This is a genomic window from Pseudomonas sp. HY2-MNA-CIBAN-0224 (genome assembly GCF_040310285.1).
GTDB classification, from domain to species: domain Bacteria; phylum Pseudomonadota; class Gammaproteobacteria; order Pseudomonadales; family Pseudomonadaceae; genus Aquipseudomonas; species Aquipseudomonas helleri.
In genome coordinates, this window is sequence record NZ_JBEOPQ010000005.1 from 37785 (window position 1) to 55601 (window position 17817).

Below are 17817 nucleotides of genomic sequence, written 5' to 3' on the forward strand. Positions count from 1 at the left end.
GATACAACGTAAGTTACGTGAAGTGAGCGTGTCAACACTCTCGTAACTTTTAGTGTGGCGAGCGATACTCTGCGCACCTTCACGCTTGAAACGAACGCCCATGAGAAACGACACCCGCCTGTCCCGCATGCTGCACGTCCTGATCCACATGGCGCGCCACGAACACCCGGCGACCTCCGACACCCTGGCGCAGATGCTGGGCACCAACCCCGTGGTCATTCGGCGCACCATGGCCCTGCTCAAGGAGCAAGGTTACGTACGCTCAGAAAAGGGCCATCGAGGCGGCTGGACACTGGCCAAACCGCTGGCGGACATGACCTTGCTGGACATCCACGAAGCCCTCGGCTCGGCCTCGCTATTCGCCATCGGCTTATCCACCGACCACCCGGAATGCCTGGTTGAACAAGCCGTGAATGCCGCCCTCACCGATGCTTTCGATGCCGCTCAAGCACTGCTGATCGAGCGCCTGGGCAGTGTGACGCTGGAGCAATTGGCGGAGGATTTTGAGGAGCGTTTTCAGGGGTTGGGGCTGTGTGAGGGGGCTTAGGCCCAGATCAGAAGATCGCGAGGCAAGCTCGCTCCTACAAATTATTGGCGTGCGCAAAATACCGGCTCGGCACCTCACCCAGGACTTTGCGAAACACGCTGGTAAACGCGCTGGGGCTGCTGTAGCCCAGGTCGGTGGCGACCCGTGTGACCGGTTCGCCGTTGCCCAGGCGCACCACTGCGGCCAATAAGCAGGCTTGCTGGCGCCATTCGACAAAGCTGATGCCGGTCTGTTGGCGAAACATCCGGGTGAAGGTGCGGCGGCTCATGCCCACTTGTCGGCTCATGTCGTCGATCCCGATGTCCAGTGACGGTTGCGCCAGCAACTGGCGACAGGCACGTGCGAGCCGGGGTTCGTTGGGCAGGGGCGCGTTGAGGGACAAGGGCGGCATGGCGGCGATTTCGTGCAGCAACAAGCGCATCAGCAGGCCCTCACGCTGGGTCTCGTCGTACAGTGCAGGGATGTCCTGGGCTTGCAGCAATAATTGACGCAGCAGGGGCGAAACTCCGAAGACCTGGCAGTGGGCGGGCAGGGCGAGTTGCCCGGCGGCCGGGTTGGCAATGTACGTGTTGAGCATGGTCACCGGCCCGGCCATGGTCATTTCGTGAGCCACACCCGCCGGCACCCAGATCGCCCGTTGCGGCGGCACCACCCAATTGCCTTGACCGCTGAACACGGTGATTACGCCGCAGGCGGCATAGGCAAATTGCCCGCGTTGATGGGTGTGCAGCGCAAAGTGCTGCCCGTGCGGGTAGTCATTAGCCGTGACGACAGCATCGCGGGGCGTGTTTTCGTAAGGATCTATGTTTATTTCGCGCATGGCCCGAATTTAATGAATATTGACCTTGAAGTGCAAGCGGGCCATGTCGCGTATTGCGCATAGTGACGTCCAGCGAATGCAGACAGGCATCCGCGTTGACGACTGGACGCCATTACGATGCAAAACAAACACCTGGCCTTGGCCATCGCCGTGACGGCGATGTGGGGGCTTAACTTTCCCATCACTAAACTGGGGCTTGCGGCCATTGACCCGCTGTTGCTCACCGCGCTGCGCTTTACGCTGGCGGCGCTACCGTGGGTGTTTTTTATCAAGCGACCGCCCATCGCCCTTAAATGGCTGGCGGCGTATGGATTGATTTTCGGCGTGGCGATGTGGGCGCTGATTAACCTGGGCATTGAAATGGGCGTGCCTCCGGGCACCGCAGCGCTGTTGATTCAGTTCAGTGCGTTTTTCACGTTGGGCTGGGGCGTGTTGCTGTTTGGCGAGCGGTTGAGTCTTGGGCAGAAGCTCGGGGTAGGGCTCGGGGTGTTGGGGCTGATCAGTATCATCCTCAGCAGCCCTGGCCATGGGACGACTGTGGGCTATGGATTGCTGGTGGTCAGCGCCTTTAGCTGGAGCGTGGGCAATATCATCATCAAGCAGTCGAAGGTGCGGGAGATCTTTGCCTTTGTGGTCTGGGCCAGTCTGTTCCCGCCGCTGCCGTTGCTTGCGCTCACGTGGCTGGCACACGGCAGCGCGCCGTTTGTGAGCGTTGTTTCGCACATTGAGTGGGTGGCCGTGTTGTCGCTGTTGTTTCAGGTCTATGTCGCCACGCATTTTTGTTACTGGGGCTGGAATGTATTGCTCAGGGAATACCCGGTGTCGAGGGTTGCGCCGTTGTCGTTGTTGATTCCGGTGTTCGGGGTTGTGGGCTCGATGCTGATGCTGGGCCATCGGGTGGGGGCGAGCGAAGCGGTGTCGCTGGGGATGATGTTGCTGGCGCTGGTGGTGGGGATGGTGAGGTGGCCGCGACGGCTGGTTGGCTGGACGTAGCCGCCTTGAAAGGCGGTCCTGCGGCCCGCATCGCAGCCTTCGTGCCTCGTCAGCGGCTACAAGAGCTGCTTGAAGCATGAGGCTGCGATGGGTTGCGAAGCGACCCTGAGTGGCGGGCTACAGGGATCAGGAAGAAAACGCCCTGGCGGTCTGTGCTGCCGGGGCTGGGCGTTTGAACGAGTGTTGCCAGTCCAGTTGCGCCTGGACCACGGCGACTGCGTCCAGCACGTGTTGGGCCCAGTTTTCGTCCTCGGGATGCACCACGACAACGCGAAAACCGTGGTCTTGACCTTCAAGCCTCACGCCTTCTGAGTCATCCACATGCAGGTCGATATCAAAGGCCGATGGCAATTTCGACGGGGCGTTTGACAGACCGCGAGCTGCCAGCGCAAGGCTGTGGCGATCACTGTTGACCACGCCGTCAACGCGGATGCCGTACAGCATCAGCCAGCGCTTGATGTAGGCCGGGGTGCGGCCGGACGAGGTGTAGACCCAAATGCTGCAGCCCTGGCGGCGCAGTTCTCGGATGAGGGCGCGGGTGCCGAAACGCAGCGGTTCACCCAACCAGCGATGGACGCAATCGGGCAGGCGGCTTTGCTCGACGTCGCAATGGTGAAGCTGGCAGGCGAGGGTGTCATCAATATCAAACGAAATACGCACGCGTTGGCGTTTTTGCAGCGATGTCGGGAGGCTGGCCTGGACGGCCTGCTTTAATCGACCGACCACCGTAGGGCCGTTAGCGAGGGTTGATTCCTTGTTCATCAGTGCCTTCCTTGAATGACGGTCAAGGGTTTGTCTTTAAGAAAAAACTTTCTGGGAGCCGGTGACTGATCTTCCAGGAAAGCCGCGTACTTCTTCTTGATCTTGGGCAATTCATACAACGCTCTGACGCCATGTTTGGCCGAATTGCGTATGACCGACGACGGGTTGAAGTAGCCTTCGGCGTTTTCCAGCGTCAGTACAAACGGCGGCAAGCCTTCGCGCATGAGCAAATAGCTGACGATCAGTGAACCGCTGCGGTGATTGCCTTCGATAAACAATTGCGGCTCGCTGAGGATGCGTACATAGACCCCGGCCGCACGCTTCCACACGGACTCGTTGCGATGCGCGCCGTACCAGTTGAACAAGTCCTTTATGCCTCCCTCAACGTTGTTGAAGAAGTGCTCCTCGGTCGCCAACAGGTGCTGAGCGTACTCCAGGCGACGCTGCGGGTCGCTGCCACACAGTACGGTCGCATTGATCTCCAGCATCAGGTTCAGTTGCTGAAGGTCAAACAGGTCGACACCCCGAGCGACATAGTCATCAATCAGCGCATAGCCTTCAAGCACATTGTTGAGCACTTCGTCGGTCAGCGGGTCGCGCTGCTCGGTAAAGTGCCGGCTGAGCTCGGCAAAGCCGCTTTGAACCTCACGCAGTGAGTGTTCAATGGCTGGCAGATCAAGACGACGCGATGCAGGCATTGGTATCCCTGAAAAACAGTAAAAAACACGTTGAAACAAACCGATGCCCGCTGACGTGCGGGCGCCTGTTAATCAGCTGAACTTGCCGGTGATGTAGTCACTGGTCATTTGTTCGCGTGGGTTATCGAAGATCTGGGTGGTAGGACCCATCTCAACCAGATAACCGGTACGGGTGCCCTGAGAGATATCCACCGAGAAAAACGCCGTGGTATCCGCCACACGAATGGCTTGCTGCATGTTGTGGGTCACCAGGGCGATGGTGTAGTCCTTCTTCAACTCGACCATCAGCTCTTCCACACGACGGGTCGCGATCGGGTCGAGTGCCGAGCAAGGTTCATCCAGCAGCAGCACTTCTGGCTCGGTGGCGATGGCGCGGGCGATGCACAGGCGCTGTTGTTGACCACCGGACAGCGACAGGCCGCTGACCTTGAGCTTGTCCTTGACCTCATCCCACAACGCGGCGCCTTGCAGGGCGTGTTTGACGCGGTCGCCAATGTCGCCCTTGTAGCGGTTGAGGCGCAGACCGAAAGCGACGTTGTCGAAGATGCTCATCGAGAACGGGTTCGGTTGCTGGAACACCATGCCGATGTAGCGGCGTACCACAACCGGGTCTACGCCCTTGCCGTAAACATCCTGCCCGAGGAAGTGCACGTGGCCTTCAAAGCGGAAGCCTTTGACCAGGTCGTTCATGCGATTGAGGCTACGCAGCACGGTACTTTTGCCGCAGCCAGACGGGCCGATAAAGCCGGTAATTTTGTTCTTTTCAATCGGCACATGGCTGTCACGGACGGCCAGGAAGTTGCCGTAGAAAATCTTGTCCAGCTTGCAGTCCATGACCACAGGGGCCTGGGTGATAAACGGAGCGGCTATTTGCGCAGTTGATACGTTCAAAATCAGGTGCTCCCTATCTCAATACTTTGGCTTGCCGAAAATACGGCTGACGATATTCACGAGCAGTACGATCATCACCAGCACCAGCGAAGCGGCCCATGCCAGTTCGAGCTGGTTGTCGAAGGGCATGCCAGAGAAGTTGTAAATCAGTACGGCAAGCGAGGCCGTTGGATTCATCACCGCCAGGCTGCCGTCGTGGTAGATCCAGTAGTTGCTGAACAGTGCGGTAAACAGCAGCGGCGCGGTTTCACCGGCGGCGCGTGCGACGGCGAGCATTACACCGGTCAAAATGGCCGGCAGGCCGGTGGGCAAGACGATTTTCCAGATGACTTGCGAGCGGGTGCAGCCCATGCCGTAAGCGGCGTCTTTCATGATCTTGGGCACCATCTTCATCGACTCTTCAGCCGTCAGCACCACGATCGGCAGCATCAACACCGCCAGGGCCACACCACCGGCGGGCGCCGAGTAGGTCCCGGTGGTCATCACCACCAGCGCGTAGGCAAATACACCGGCCAGAATGGACGGCAGGCCGGTTAGCATTTTGGCGGCAAAGCGCGAGGCGTTGGCCAGCTTGCTGTCCGGGCCCAGTTCCGCGAGGAACACGGCAGCCAGGATGCCGACCGGCACCGCGATGGCGGCAGCGATACCGACCATCACAAACGTACCGGCCAGGGCGTTACCGAAACCGCCGCCGGTCTCAAAGCCGGTGGGTGGCAGCTCGGTGAACACCTCAAGGCTCAGGCGTGCACCGCCGCGGGTGATCAACATATAAAGCACGGAAATCAGCGGCACACTGGCCAGCAACGCGCCAAACCACACCAGCGTGGTCAGTATCAGGCTGCGCAGCGAGCGGCCTTCGAGCCGGCGTTGCAGGCTTGGCAGTGCCTTGGTAGGGGACGTGAGGTTTGTCATTACTTATGACCCCGCTGGGCGTAGAGCATGATCATGGAACCGAGGACGTTAACCAGCAGCGTGATGAACATCAGCACCAGGGCTGCGTACATCAGCACTTCGATCTCGTTGGGCCCGGCTTCAGGGAAGTTCAGTGCCAGCAAGGCGGCCAGTGTATTGGCCGGCGCAAACAGGGACAGTGAAATATTGTTTGCATTGCCTACCAGCATCGCCAGGGCCATGGTTTCACCCAGCGCACGGCCGAGGCCGAGTACCAGGGAGCCGAAAATACCGGTGGCGGCCGATGGCACCATCACCTTGAGAATCGCTTCCCAGTGGGTGGTGCCCATGCCGTAGGCGGCTTGCTTGGTTTTCATCGGGACGGCGGTGAGGGCGTCCTGCGAAACAGCAGCAATGGTCGGCAGAATCATGATTGCCAGTACCAGTGCCGCGGGGAGAAGTCCCGGCCCGCTCAAAGAGGTGCCGAAGAAAGGAATCCAGCCCAGCTCAGTGTTCAGCCACGCGGTCAGCGGGCGAATAGCCGGTATCACCACGTAGATGCCCCACAGGCCATACACCACACTCGGGATGGCGGCGAGCAGTTCTACGATGGTACGAAACACAGCAGCCAGCCGGGCTGGCAAGAAATCCTGGGTCAGGAAAATCGCCATGCTGACGCCGAATACACCTGCGATCAACAGCGCGATAAAAGCACTGTAAAGCGTGCCCCAAATAGCCGGCAGAATGCCGTATTTGCCTTGGTTAACGTCCCAGACACTGCCGAAAATCACGTCGAAACCGTGCTTTTCCATGCCGGGAAGGGCCTTGCGTCCTACCTCGAATACCAAGGCGAAGACCAACGCCAGAATCAAAACGACCCCTATACGAGCGAGTGCACGGAAGGTGCGATCAACCAGAAAGTCCTTCGCGGACGGTGGTTGGCAAGCAGAATCCGGATTAACCGGTACGACAAATGGTGTATTCATTGGCTAATTCCGGAGCTGGGGGGACACTCTCCCGGCATGGCAAGCGCCTGCCGGGAGAGACCTCACGCGTGTTACTGGATGTTGGCAGACGCTTTGCGAACTTGATCAACAACCGACGGTGGCAGCGGGATGTAGCCCATCGAGTCAGAGATTTTCTGACCTTCAGTCAGGCCGTACTCAACCATTTCACGCATGGCTTTGGCCTTGGCCGGGTTTTCGTTGTGCTTGCGGAAGATCATCCAGGTGTACGTGGTGATCGGGTAAGACTTGGCACCGTCCGGATCTGGCAGCCAGGCCACCAGGTCTTCTGGCATCTTCACCGCAGCCAAGGCTTCGGCACCGCTTTCAGCGTTAGGCACAACATACTCGCCGGCCTTGTTTTGCAGTTGAGCGAAGTCAACTTTGGCCAGTTTGGCGAAGCCGTATTCGATGTAACCGATGGCGCCTGGGGTCTGACGAACGGTAGCCGTTACACCATCGTTTTTCGGCGATTTGATGAACTTGTCGCTGGCAGGCCAGTTAACAGTGTTGCCTTCACCCAGGTCTTTTTTGAACTCAGGGTTGATGGCAGCCAAGTGCTTGGTGAAGACCGCGGTGGTACCGCTGGAGTCAGCACGCACCACCACAGTGATCGGCAGATCAGGCAGCTTCAGGCCAGGGTTGGCGGCAGCGATCAGTGGGTCGTTCCACTTGGTGATCTTGCCCAGGAAGATGTTGGAGTACACATCACGTGGCAATTTCAGCTCTTTCGGGTTGCCTGGCAGGTTGAACGCCAAGACGATTTCACCGGCGGTCATCGGCAGCAATTGCACGCCTTCGGCCACTTTGGCGATGTCTTCTTTGCTCATTGCCGAGTCGCTTGCAGCGAAATCAACGGTCTTGTTCAAAAAGTCCTGAACGCCCGCACCGCTGCCCTTGGACTGATAGTCCACGGTGACACCAGGGGTTTTCTTGCTGAAATCTTTAAACCAGGTCAGGTAGATCGGAGCCGGGAAACTGGCACCGGAACCTGTCAGACGTACGCTCTCAGCAGCAAACGCCGCCGACGTAGCGCAGAGAGAAACAGCAACAGCCAGTGCAACAGACTTCATTAAGCTTTTCATCAAAGAAATTCCGTGTGAGATCGGGCCCGAGAACTTTGCAACAATCGTGTGACACTTTTATGAATGCCGATTGTTCTTACAGGGTCATCAGCACCCTGGGTGTCCCTCGATCTGGGTCCGTCGCACACGTACTACGAGCGATTTACTGCCAACCCAATGCCTTCCTCCTCTGGTGGAAACTGCTGCGTTGATCGACGCCAGGGCGCTTTGAGGTTGGAGACTAGACGGGTGCGCGAAGGTGGAAATGCCTGAATGTCGACATTAATTAACCTTTATCGTTTGTGCTCGGCTGTCTCGCTCCGGGCTCTCCAAACATCTCGCAGGTGGGTGCGTAGCGCTTTTAAAACAGCGGACTACTGAGACACAGAGGCCGCAGACGCCCAAAACTGCGTTATCGTGAGGTTATGGCTTTGTGCTAGCATCCCCGCGCGAAGCGAATTGTCGGCTCGCCCAGGAATTCGGTTAAGGATGACGCACGTTGAAACCCATCAGAGTGCTGCAAGTGCTGGCCAGGCTGGTGACTCGCAGTCTGTTGCTTGTGCTGCTGTGCAGCGCGTTCGCCGCGCAGGCCGACCAGGAGATCGGTCGCTTTAATTCGGTGAGCGGGCCTTTCAGTCACATGGAAACCCCGACTGGCCGAGCGTATTTGAACCTGCACGAGCGCAAGATGCAGGTGCAACTGCCGGACGACTGGCGTGAAAGCACCGTCGAAACCACGATGGAGCTGGACGGCGACACAGCGGTGGTCATGAGCTACCGCACTGCCCAGTGCGATTCGCAAACTGCGCTGGTGGTGATCTCCGGCAAGTCAGTCTGGGGCCCCTATCGATTGGGTGGCTGTGGCGACATATTGGCTTTCCAGCGCAGTGAGAACGGCGAGAACTTTGTCGCCATGCAGATGAATGGCCAGCACTCCGAGGCTTGGACCTACTCTTCGAAAGATAAAAACTTCCGTGGGCCGATGAAGATCGACCTGCCGGGGCTGCTGCTTGGCCTGTCCAAAGCCAAACCAGCGATTGACCCCGCACCGGCGCCCAAGCCTCCAGTGCCCCCTAAGCCTGTGCCTGTGCCTGTGCCTGCACCCAAGCCCATACCCAAACCGAAGCCCAAAGAGGCGATTGCTTCTACGCTGCCGCAGCCGGTGGCGGATGCCGTCGTTGAACACGCTCAGGCGACTGCGACACCCCGTCGCCGACTGGTGATCAACTTGATCTCCAGCGCGGAGCCCGGGTTTTGACCGGCCTCACACCGAGTGGGTTGTTGCACTGCCTACGCAAAGACAAGAACCCGCTGCCCCGGCATCAAGAGCGTGTGCTGGTTCTGGTGATGCTGACCCTGACGCTGCTGTACCTGATTGTCGAAATGGGTTTCAACGCCCGTTTGCTGGATGTCGTCGGTGGTCTGGCCAGTCAGCATCAAGTGGAGTCCATCGAGGTTTACGGGCGCTTGATCGCCGGCACGGCGGTGGCCCTGCTGGGGTTGGGGGCGGTGCTGAAAAAGAGTTTGCGCCAAGGCTGGAGCCGTCTTCGCACAATGATCTGCGCGGTTCTGGTGATCGTCGCCTGCATCGGCACCACGTACTATGCGCAATTGGCATTGGTCAATCACCTGGTGGATCGCTCGACGCCCGATGAGCGCGCGCGTGCGGCCTTGGGTGTGCCGGCGACGTACTTGGTGAGGCACGACGATTTCCAACTGGCCGGTCTCAACCTCACCGGCGAAGAGTTGCAGAGCCCCGAGGGCAAGACCCTGCTGGCGACGTTGCCCAATATGCTGCTGTCGGCAGATCACCTGATCGAAAAAATCAAACCCCAGGCTCAGCTGTTTTTCGAGCTGTTTGCCGAAACCGTGCGCGGCAACGTTGCGGTCAATTATCGGCACTACCAAGATTCCCTCGCCGAACTGAACGAGAGCTATCGCCAGTATCAACAGGGCAGCAGCCGTTACCTGGAGGCGATCAGCGCGGCCTCCATCGCCCGGCGCCAACAGCAGGCCTGGAGCGATTACGAGCAGAGCCTCAAACAACGTAATCGCCGCCTGACCCCCAACAATGTACCCAGGCGCCATGCCAACACAGTCCGCCAGTCGCTGCGCGAGAAGGGCATTGCGGTGGCCGACGATTGGCGCCCCAATGACCGTGCGGGTTTCAATCGGGCCGTGGCCAAGCGCGTGCAACTGGATGCCCGCAACGCCTATGCCTCCGGGCTGAAGTCGGTCGACCGGTGGATCGATCCGGGCTTGCCGCGCGGGCAGTTTTTTGCGCAGTTGCCGATACAGAACAAATGGCGCGATGCTTTGCATTTGCCCTACATGATCACCTTGCAACCCGACCTGTCACTTGGCGGCTTTGAGCAGACCGTGTACCGGCCGACCATTAGCCATGATGCCAAACAGTTAATCGAAGATCGCCTGGTGGATCCGCAGAGTTACCGCGACCGAGGCGAAAAGGCGCAAATCGGTCGTGACAGTTACCGGGCGCTGATTGTGCCGATGATCGCCCTGTTGTTTTCCCTGCTCGGCGCCTTCACCCACATCTTCAAGTGCCTGGGGTTCTTCGGGCGGGCGCTGTGTTATGTGCCGCCGAGGCTCTACATGGCCGCCTTCGCAGGCTATGCGCTGGTGGTGCTGGCGGTGCCGATGCTCTGGACCAACAAGGTGACCGAACAACCGCTGTTTCTCGACCTCAAGCGCCAGAACGGCTCCACGCTTGGGGTAATGGGCTGGCTCATTGCTCACAGTGTGCAGTGGACGGCGCAGGTCCAGCCGGTGTTTTACCCGATTAACGAACGGGTGCGCCTGCACCTGCTCGAGGGCCTGTCCTACGGGTATCAGCCTCAATGAATGCTCATTTTCACTCTCGAAAGGAATCGCCCTTGTCACGTGCACTTGTTGTATCGACCGTGTTGCTCGCCTGTAGCGGCTTGTTGTTGAGTGGTTGCCAGAACTCGCCCGTGGGCAGTACGGCGGTCGGTGGTGTGCTCGGTTGCATTGGTGGCGCGGCGATTGCGGCCGGTACGGGTGGCAATCCTCGCGTCGGTTGCGCCATTGGTGCGGCCTTGGGCGCGCCGACCGGTTACTACGTGGGTCGCCAAAAAGACCTGGAAAACGCCCGCCAAGCCAAGGCGGCCATCGAGCGCCAGTCGGGCGATGTCGCGGTGGTGCAACTGACGACCCGCCAGGAGGCGGTACCGGTAGACAAGCGCAATGACGTTGGCGCGGCCAGTGTCGAAAGCATGGACTCGATGCAGGTCAACGTCCCGCAGGCCTTGGTGAAAAAACGCGACAAACGCCTCCAGCAGCCGCTGTCGCAAGTGGGCAACTACGTGTCCAGCGCCAGCAGCAACGCCAACATCGTCGTCACCACCCGCAGCAAGAGCGACTTCAACTACATCGTCGCCAACATCAAGAAGGGCTACAGCGGCAAGGTCACGCCTGACAAAGTGACCTACGAGTACCGCGAGTTGACGCGAGGTACCCAATCGGCGATCCAAGTGGTGCCGAACGCTCAGGTTTAAGCGGGCTGGGCAGGTTTGCCCTCAAGTAAAAAAAGGCACTGGTGAGCAATCGCCAGTGCCTTTTTTTTGCCTGTTTGTGGCCTATCAATCCGCTATTAGCCCATCTGTATGACTTACCCCGTACTCGCGCACTGATACAGTCAGGCCTCAATGGATGCCTGAATACTTCACCGCCGCTGCTGCCCGAGAGGGCACATTCAAGGCGCGCAAGAGTGCCGACACATGAATACGCACGGTAAAGGGCGAGATAGAGAGTTCTTTGGCAATTTCTTTGTTGGTCTTGCCGTCCGCAATCAGGCGCAGCACTTCCTGCTGGCGGGTGGTGAGCACATGGGTGTGCAGTGGCAGCAAGCCCGAGGGCGCACATTTAACCAGTACATTGCCTTCTCGAATGGCCAGCAGCGCCTGCCCGATGGCGTCCGGGGCGATGTTTTTGCCAATAAAGCCGTCGATGCCCAAAGCCATCACCTGCTCAATTAGCGCCGGGTCATCGACCATTGACACGACGATCAGCGTGGTGCGGCGCAATGTTTGTCTCAGTTCATGCAACAGGCTCATGCAGGTCAAACCGGGAAAGCGCAGGTCAAGAATCAGTGTGTCGACCTCTTCGCCCGTTTGTATCAGCGCCTTGACCGTCTGAAAGTCGCCAGCCTGCTCTAACGTCGCCTCAGGTAACAGGCGTTGCACGGTGCGCAACATCCCCTCGCGGAACATCGGGTGATCGTCGGCAATAATGATTCTGCATGACATATCGTGTTTTACCTTGAGTCAGGCTTTTTATAAGGATGGCTTTAGCATCGAGCCTGTTAATAACCCGCAGGGCCCATCACGGCCTGCCAGATGCTCAGTTCAGGATGCTCTGTATGACGTTTCAGAAGAACACCGAACTCGACCAGGCCAACTTGCGCATCATTGTGACCCTCTGCGCCATTGGCTATATCAGCGTGCTGGGCTTTCTGCCTGGGCACGAAGTAGAGCGTTATCTCCCCGTCATCCTTTATTACGTGGTGTTCCTGCTGGCGTCCATTGGCTTTCGTTACGTCATTTCTCGTTGGCCCGGGCATTACCCTTTACGCCGTATTTTGGGAATGATTCACGACTACACCGGGACCTCGTTCGGGTTGATCGTCGGCGCAGAAGCCGCGCTGCCTCTCTACGCGGTGATGGTCTGGATCAACCTGGGCAACGGCATGCGCTATGGTTCGCGCTACTTGGCCATTGCCACGGCGCTGGCGCTGCTGGCGTTAATGATCGTCTACTGGCTGACACCCTGGTGGCAGACGCAACCGTTTATGGTGCTGATGCTGATGATCACCAGCACGGTGATTCCGCTGTATGCCCACCTCTTGCTGGAGCGCACGCGCAAAGCGTCTGAAGAAGCCGTAGCTGCCAACCTGGAAAAATCCCGCTTTCTGGCCCAGGCCAGCCATGACCTGCGCCAGCCCATCCATTCCATCGGCCTTTTTACCGCGTGCTTGCGCGAAGCCCGCCTGGGGGATGACGAGCAACGCCTGGTGGACAGCATCGACCGCTCGCTCCTCAACGTTTCGCAACTCTTTCGCTCGATACTCGACCTCTACACCCTGGACAACGGCCGCGTACTGCCCACCTTTCAGCCCCTGCACCTGGGGGACTTTTTGGCCGACGTGGTGCGACAAAATGCCGAAGCTGCGCGTTGGGCAGGTGTTGAATTGCGCCTGCGGCCTTGCCCGCATTGGGTTCGGGCCGACCCTGTGCTGCTCACAACCATGGTGCAAAACATACTGTCCAATTGCTTCAAATACGGTGCCCAGCGCCCGGTACTGATCGGCGTGCGCAAACGCGGCCAAGGGCTTGCGATCGAGGTTCATGACCAAGGGCGGGGCATCCATAAAGAGCACCTGCTAAAAGTCTTCGACGAGTTTTATCGCGTGCGCCATCAGCGCGACAAAGACGTTGAAGGCGTGGGCCTGGGCCTTTCCATCGTCAAGCGCCTGGGCCACTTGATGAACCTTGAAGTTGCCATCCGCTCGCGGGTCGGCCACGGCACGTCAGTCTGCTTGTATGGTTTAACGCCGACAGTGCCGCCGCCAACCGTTGCCCCTCAAGAAGGCGAGCACAAAGCCTGGCTGCTCACAGGCTTGAAAGTCTGCCTGATCGAAGATGATCACAACGTATTAATGGCCACCCGCGCACTGCTTGAACGCTGGGGCTGCACAGTGCAAGCCGAATTGACCGGGCAACACCTGAGCAGCGACTGCGACGTCATCATCGCCGACTATGACCTGGGCAACCACGCAACCGGCATCGAGTGCATCAACAGCCTGCGCCAACAACGCGGCTGGGCGGTGCCCGCGTTGATACTCAGCGGGCACGACACCGATATAATCCAGGCACAGCTACGAGAAAACGATTTCGCCATCCTCTCCAAACCCGTCCGCCCGACAGAATTACGCACAACATTGCGAGAGCTCGCGCGAAAACAACCGGGTTAACCAGCCGTTAGAGCATGTGCGAGCTTATTGCTTAGTGCACTGCGCGCCCGCCCCCATGCCCATGGACGCGAGAGCCACCATCGGGCCGCTGGGCAATTCACACGTATATTCCGCGCCGGCGGTTTTAACGCTGAAGTACGTCGTATTGAAATCGTTGCGGATGTTCGAAATATCCGTAACCGGCTTACCAATACTGGTTTGAGCGCGACTCTTAAGATCACCTTCCGCAGGCTTGACCACTTGGCACCCGGACATGCCGATAGCCAACGTGCTGAATAGAGTAAGAACCGTTATTGAGTGAAAAAGCTTCATGGCAACCTCTGGTGAGTGCTGATTGTTGTGATGGGTTTTGGTCGTGGCGGGGGGGTATGAGGCGCACTGAACATCGCAGGGGCAGGCCCTGTTTTAGCTACTGGCTAACCGTTCAAGGTTTAAAGGCCGCGCCCGCCGTGGGTGTTTTTTTGGATTGAGTTGGGGTGGAGGTTGGGAGTATTGGGGGTGGGTGAGGGGAGGGCAATTAGGGCGGATGGGCTAGTGGCTGTTGGCTATGTGGGTTGATGTGCTGCAAATCAATAATTAGGTTTTTCGTAGGAGGCTCACATACGATTTAGTTTTGAAAAGCTTATTGCGGTGAAGTTTGGCTATCAAATGTGCGGCAATACACCTGTCACAAGTACTTGTTAACTTTTAAACAGTCTTTAGCGTTAATAACTCAAGGTTTAAGCCAAGGTGTTTTCAGTCTCTACGCGCCAGCGAATAATTTTGCGTGCCGATAATCTCAAGTCGGACGACTTTTTTGCCCGGTTCTCAAAGATGTTTGGTAACGGTTACCCTGACCTTGCCTCCCAAACTCCCAATATCATCATTGGCGGAGTCTACGGTAGGCACGAAGGGGTCAGTTTCCGTCGCCTGCATTATCAAGGCAATTTCACAGTAACTTTGCCTGACCCCATGGATGAGATCACCTTCGTCATTCCCACCGAGGGCCGGATTGTCTTCAATCACACGTCCGAATCATGTGGTGCTCCACAAACCGGCTTGGCGATTGATAAGGCTGACATTCGCTCGATGCGGTTTATCGATAACCATGCTCACCATGGGATTTCACTCAATCGAGGGGTGCTTACTGAGCGTTTATCGACACTTATAGGTAAGCCGGTTTTGCAGCGGCTGGTTTTTGACTCGACTGTGGATTTGCAAAATCCAGCGCTCCAGGGCGTTAAGGGGTTGATCGCCATGGCCACAGGGGTTGAGTTCGATGCGTTGATTCACGCCGGTACGTTAATGCCTTCTCGGCTGCGAGAAATGTTGATCGATGCGGTACTGGAAACCTGGCCTCACAACTTCACTCAAGCACTGCGGCTTCCTGCCCCGATGATTGCGCCCCGGCATGTGAAGTTGGCGGTTGAGTACATTCAGGCGCACCCCGAGCAGTTGCTCAGTGGCGTTGACCTTGCGCGACTGAGCAACGTTAGTCACCGCTCTTTACAGGAAGGATTCCGGCGGTTTGTGGGCACCTCCATTGTTAGCTATCAACGCCAAGTGCGGTTGGAGCATGCCTACGATGCTTTGGTGTACGGCGCTGGAGTGTCAGTCGCGCAAGTTGCCTTGCGCTTTGGTTTCAGCAATGTCGGCCGATTTTGCCAGTACTTTCAGAGTGCATATGGTCTTAGACCCGCCGATGTAAAGTCAGGCAAGCGGCCTCGACGCTAGCGACTTGATCGCGAGTCGAGGCCGCTGCCCTGTCACTCAGAATGCATAGCTGGCCTTGAGATTACCCCCAAAACCGTGGCTACCACCGGCGCTTGCATTCATGTCAGCACCCAGGCTCAGCGCGCCAAGTTTGGCCATGAGATTGACGCCCCCTGTGAACTGATCACGGCTATCGAAAGCAGCACGTTGCTCGATATTCAGACCGAGCAGTTGCCCACTGCTTTGCACGTCACGATCGCCGAGTGTGTGCTCGTACCCCACCTTAACGCCAGGGACTAGTTGCCAATTGCCCATGGCGATAGGCGCAAACGACACATCCAGCTTTGCCAAGGCGCTGCGGCGGGTTTGCTTGTTGCTGTCGACATCAAGTGCCAACTCGCTGCCTTTTTCCTTAAAGCTCGCTTGGTCCAGATGGCTGATGCGTACGCCAAGGCCGGGCTCGAAAATCATGCCGCTGACGGGAGCACGATAGCCAAACAAAAGCGTCGCCCCGACGAGCTTGCCATGGCTGTCCCCTTGGGCAGTACCGAGACCACCGCCTAGTTCCCGTTTGCTGTCGTAGTCGAAATAGCCTGCGCTGGCATTGGCGTCGACGAAAAGGCCCTGTTCTAACCTCTCTAGCGCGTAACGAGCGCCGAGGTTGAAGAAGGTCAAATCGGTGTCGACCGAGCCACCCGCGCCACCGACTTTACCTTGGCTATAACCAACACTTGCCCGGCCACTCAATTGCTCTGAGAAGCGCTGGGTCGCACCCAGCATTAAGCCCTGGTTGTGTTCGTTACTGCTTTGAGTGTGCGAGGAGCCATCAGTGCCGAGGTAATCCGTCAGTGTGGTGGACCACAATCGGTATTGACCCATTTTGAGATCGGTACCGCTTGCGTAAGGTGCCGCAGATTGATCAATCAAAGCATTCTGGCGCAGCAGATAGCTGGCGGCGTCAGCGTGGACCTGGCCCCCAACGGTGGACTCGACACCGTCCAGATTTTGGTTGTCGATGGCAGCCTGCAAGTAATAGTTGTAAGCCGTGTAGGTGCCGGACAAGCGAGTGTTCTGCAATTGCTGTAGCAGCTTCGCACCGGCCGCCGAGTTACCCACCATCCCTGCTTGCCCAGGCAAACTGTTGTACTCGACCATTTTGGCCCGCAACACGTAGATAGTTTCTTGGGATAATCCCAACCCTTGCTTGAGGTAATTATCCATGCTGCCGTATTGGGCACTGACCTGGTCCAGCCCAGCCTGCAGATAGCTCGCATCTACGCCGAGTAACGGAGCGTAGATGCTTGCCATGCTCGGCGGCATGGCTTTCAACGTCGCAGCTATACGCTCGGCAGAGTATTCATTGGTCGCCAGGTAATCACTCATAATCGTCGCGCTGTCGACGCCTGCGATGCTTTGCAGAACGGCTGCTGCCCACCCTGTACGGTCTTTGCCGGCAGTGCAATGCAGCAACTGCGCCGCATCAACGCTGGCCAGTTCATTGAACAGCGTACCGAACTGAGCGCGCATTCCGGCATCGCCGACAAAAGCGCGATTGGTTTCCTGCATCAACTTCATGGCTGCAGCAGAATCCGGTGCATTGAGGATTGCTGCGGTAGTGATATTTGCGCCTGACGTGGCGGCACCGAGGATGTCGATATTTTGATAAGTAGCGCCAGTGAGCGGCGCGTCAGGCGCCGTCGAGATTTCGCCGGGCGTGCGTAAGTCATACACCGCCTTGATGCCCAAGCTATCAAGCGTGGCCAGATCCGCAGCCGATGGCGTCAGCGCATTCGAGCGATAAAACACACCCGCCCGCAGGGTGCCATCGTGGGCTGTAGAACGAGCAGTGGTGGTGCCGGCCACGTCGCGGAAGTTGTCCATGCTGCTCAGGCGCGGAGTATTAAGGGCTTCGCCCCCGACGGCGTGAGCCGCGACGATGGAAAGACTCAAAATGGACAGCGAGTACAGAGAACGTTGCAGCATGGTTCAGCCTCATCGATAACGTTAAGGCTGCCTACTATCTGTATCGAACTGATACCAAAGATGACAAATTGGTGGCTAAGACAAATTCGTGCGTGATTGGTCCATTGGCTGCGCTTTTTGTCCAATTCATGCTTGATTGAAAGTGGAATATCGCCTCTCGGTACTGTGTCTGCGCATGCCCCACGGCTTCAAATTATGTGTTGGTGCAGGGGTAATACATGGCGGGCGTGATTAGAGGGAGGGCGGCGGATAGCCAGAAACAAGAAAGCCCGCACGGGGCGGGCTTCTTGGGTGCTTGGCAGAAAGCTATTTGGTGGGCCGGGGGATTTGCGTTAGCTCAGTATGTACGTGAGTACTGGGTGCCACCTGTAGAGAGTTATCTAAGTGTCGGTGTTGTATGAAAAGTACTAGCCGGTTGAATCATGCCCCCAAACTTTCGACACAGAGATGTGCGATTAAGGC

At 57.8% G+C, this 17817-nt stretch carries 17 protein-coding genes; 7 read left to right on the plus strand and 10 right to left on the minus strand.

The annotated features are described in order from the left end of the window. Positions 1 to 100: 100 nt before the first annotated feature. The gene (locus AAEZ03_RS04825; RefSeq protein WP_350576586.1) at positions 101 to 547 is read left to right on the plus strand and encodes an Rrf2 family transcriptional regulator; all 447 of its coding nucleotides are present in this window, start codon (positions 101 to 103) and stop codon (positions 545 to 547) included. 34 nt (positions 548 to 581) lie between these two features. Here AAEZ03_RS04825 and AAEZ03_RS04830 read toward each other — a convergent pair whose 3' ends face one another. Continuing rightward, a complete protein-coding gene (locus AAEZ03_RS04830; RefSeq protein ID WP_350576589.1) occupies positions 582 to 1367 on the minus strand; it encodes an AraC family transcriptional regulator in 786 nt (261 codons plus the stop codon). Between the two features lie 117 nt (positions 1368 to 1484). Here AAEZ03_RS04830 and AAEZ03_RS04835 point away from each other — a divergent pair, with 117 nt between their 5' ends. Further along, positions 1485 to 2360, plus strand: a complete 876-nt coding sequence (locus tag AAEZ03_RS04835) for an EamA family transporter (protein ID WP_350576592.1) — start codon at positions 1485 to 1487, stop codon at positions 2358 to 2360. Between the two features lie 126 nt (positions 2361 to 2486). On the opposite strand, the gene AAEZ03_RS04840 is transcribed toward AAEZ03_RS04835, so the two are convergent. The 6 genes from AAEZ03_RS04840 to pstS form a co-directional block, all read right to left on the minus strand. Further along, positions 2487 to 3122: a hypothetical protein gene (locus AAEZ03_RS04840; RefSeq protein WP_256665507.1), complete on the minus strand. Its 636-nt coding sequence runs from the start codon at positions 3120 to 3122 to the stop codon at positions 2487 to 2489. Next, positions 3122 to 3820: a hypothetical protein gene (locus AAEZ03_RS04845; protein ID WP_048372868.1), complete on the minus strand. Its 699-nt coding sequence runs from the start codon at positions 3818 to 3820 to the stop codon at positions 3122 to 3124. The genes AAEZ03_RS04840 and AAEZ03_RS04845 overlap by 1 nt, the downstream gene beginning before the upstream one ends. A 72-nt stretch (positions 3821 to 3892) precedes the next feature. Further along, positions 3893 to 4654: a phosphate ABC transporter ATP-binding protein PstB gene (pstB, locus tag AAEZ03_RS04850; RefSeq protein WP_019410462.1), complete on the minus strand. Its 762-nt coding sequence runs from the start codon at positions 4652 to 4654 to the stop codon at positions 3893 to 3895. Between the two features lie 75 nt (positions 4655 to 4729). Beyond that, a complete protein-coding gene (gene pstA / locus AAEZ03_RS04855; RefSeq protein ID WP_048372866.1) occupies positions 4730 to 5623 on the minus strand; it encodes a phosphate ABC transporter permease PstA in 894 nt (297 codons plus the stop codon). Further along, positions 5623 to 6588 carry a phosphate ABC transporter permease subunit PstC gene (pstC, locus tag AAEZ03_RS04860; protein ID WP_123751788.1) on the minus strand — a complete coding sequence of 322 codons (966 nt, stop codon included), beginning with the start codon at positions 6586 to 6588 and terminating at the stop codon, positions 5623 to 5625. Before pstC ends, pstA begins: the two co-directional genes overlap by 1 nt. Positions 6589 to 6659: 71 nt before the next feature. Next, entirely contained in the window at positions 6660 to 7691 is a 1032-nt protein-coding gene (gene pstS, locus AAEZ03_RS04865; protein ID WP_350576597.1) for a phosphate ABC transporter substrate-binding protein PstS, read from the minus strand. A 478-nt stretch (positions 7692 to 8169) separates the two neighbouring features. Here pstS and AAEZ03_RS04870 point away from each other — a divergent pair, with 478 nt between their 5' ends. The 3 genes from AAEZ03_RS04870 to AAEZ03_RS04880 are packed head-to-tail and all read left to right on the plus strand — an operon-like array spanning position 8170 to position 11206. Further along, positions 8170 to 8928 (plus strand): hypothetical protein, encoded by a 759-nt coding sequence (locus AAEZ03_RS04870; protein ID WP_350576600.1) that lies wholly within the window; start codon positions 8170 to 8172, stop codon positions 8926 to 8928. Further along, the gene (locus tag AAEZ03_RS04875; RefSeq protein WP_350576603.1) at positions 8925 to 10532 is read left to right on the plus strand and encodes a hypothetical protein; all 1608 of its coding nucleotides are present in this window, start codon (positions 8925 to 8927) and stop codon (positions 10530 to 10532) included. Before AAEZ03_RS04870 ends, AAEZ03_RS04875 begins: the two co-directional genes overlap by 4 nt. A gap of 32 nt (positions 10533 to 10564) precedes the next feature. Continuing rightward, a complete protein-coding gene (locus AAEZ03_RS04880; protein ID WP_185059717.1) occupies positions 10565 to 11206 on the plus strand; it encodes a YMGG-like glycine zipper-containing protein in 642 nt (213 codons plus the stop codon). 147 nt (positions 11207 to 11353) lie between these two features. On the opposite strand, the gene AAEZ03_RS04885 is transcribed toward AAEZ03_RS04880, so the two are convergent. Then, a complete protein-coding gene (locus AAEZ03_RS04885; RefSeq protein WP_350576606.1) occupies positions 11354 to 11956 on the minus strand; it encodes a LuxR C-terminal-related transcriptional regulator in 603 nt (200 codons plus the stop codon). Positions 11957 to 12069: 113 nt separating this feature from the next. Here AAEZ03_RS04885 and AAEZ03_RS04890 point away from each other — a divergent pair, with 113 nt between their 5' ends. Beyond that, complete coding sequence (locus AAEZ03_RS04890; protein WP_350576609.1) at positions 12070 to 13680, plus strand: ATP-binding response regulator; 1611 nt, start codon at positions 12070 to 12072, stop codon at positions 13678 to 13680. Positions 13681 to 13704: 24 nt separating this feature from the next. Here AAEZ03_RS04890 and AAEZ03_RS04895 read toward each other — a convergent pair whose 3' ends face one another. Next, positions 13705 to 13992: a hypothetical protein gene (locus AAEZ03_RS04895; RefSeq protein WP_350576612.1), complete on the minus strand. Its 288-nt coding sequence runs from the start codon at positions 13990 to 13992 to the stop codon at positions 13705 to 13707. Positions 13993 to 14409: 417 nt separating this feature from the next. Here AAEZ03_RS04895 and AAEZ03_RS04900 point away from each other — a divergent pair, with 417 nt between their 5' ends. After that, on the plus strand, positions 14410 to 15393 hold the full coding sequence (locus tag AAEZ03_RS04900; protein WP_350576615.1) for an AraC family transcriptional regulator: 984 nt from the start codon (positions 14410 to 14412) through the stop codon (positions 15391 to 15393). Positions 15394 to 15429: 36 nt separating this feature from the next. Here the strand turns inward: AAEZ03_RS04900 and AAEZ03_RS04905 are convergent, their stop codons facing one another. Then, entirely contained in the window at positions 15430 to 17355 is a 1926-nt protein-coding gene (locus AAEZ03_RS04905) for a tyrosine-protein phosphatase (protein WP_350576618.1), read from the minus strand. Positions 17356 to 17817: the final 462 nt, after the last annotated feature.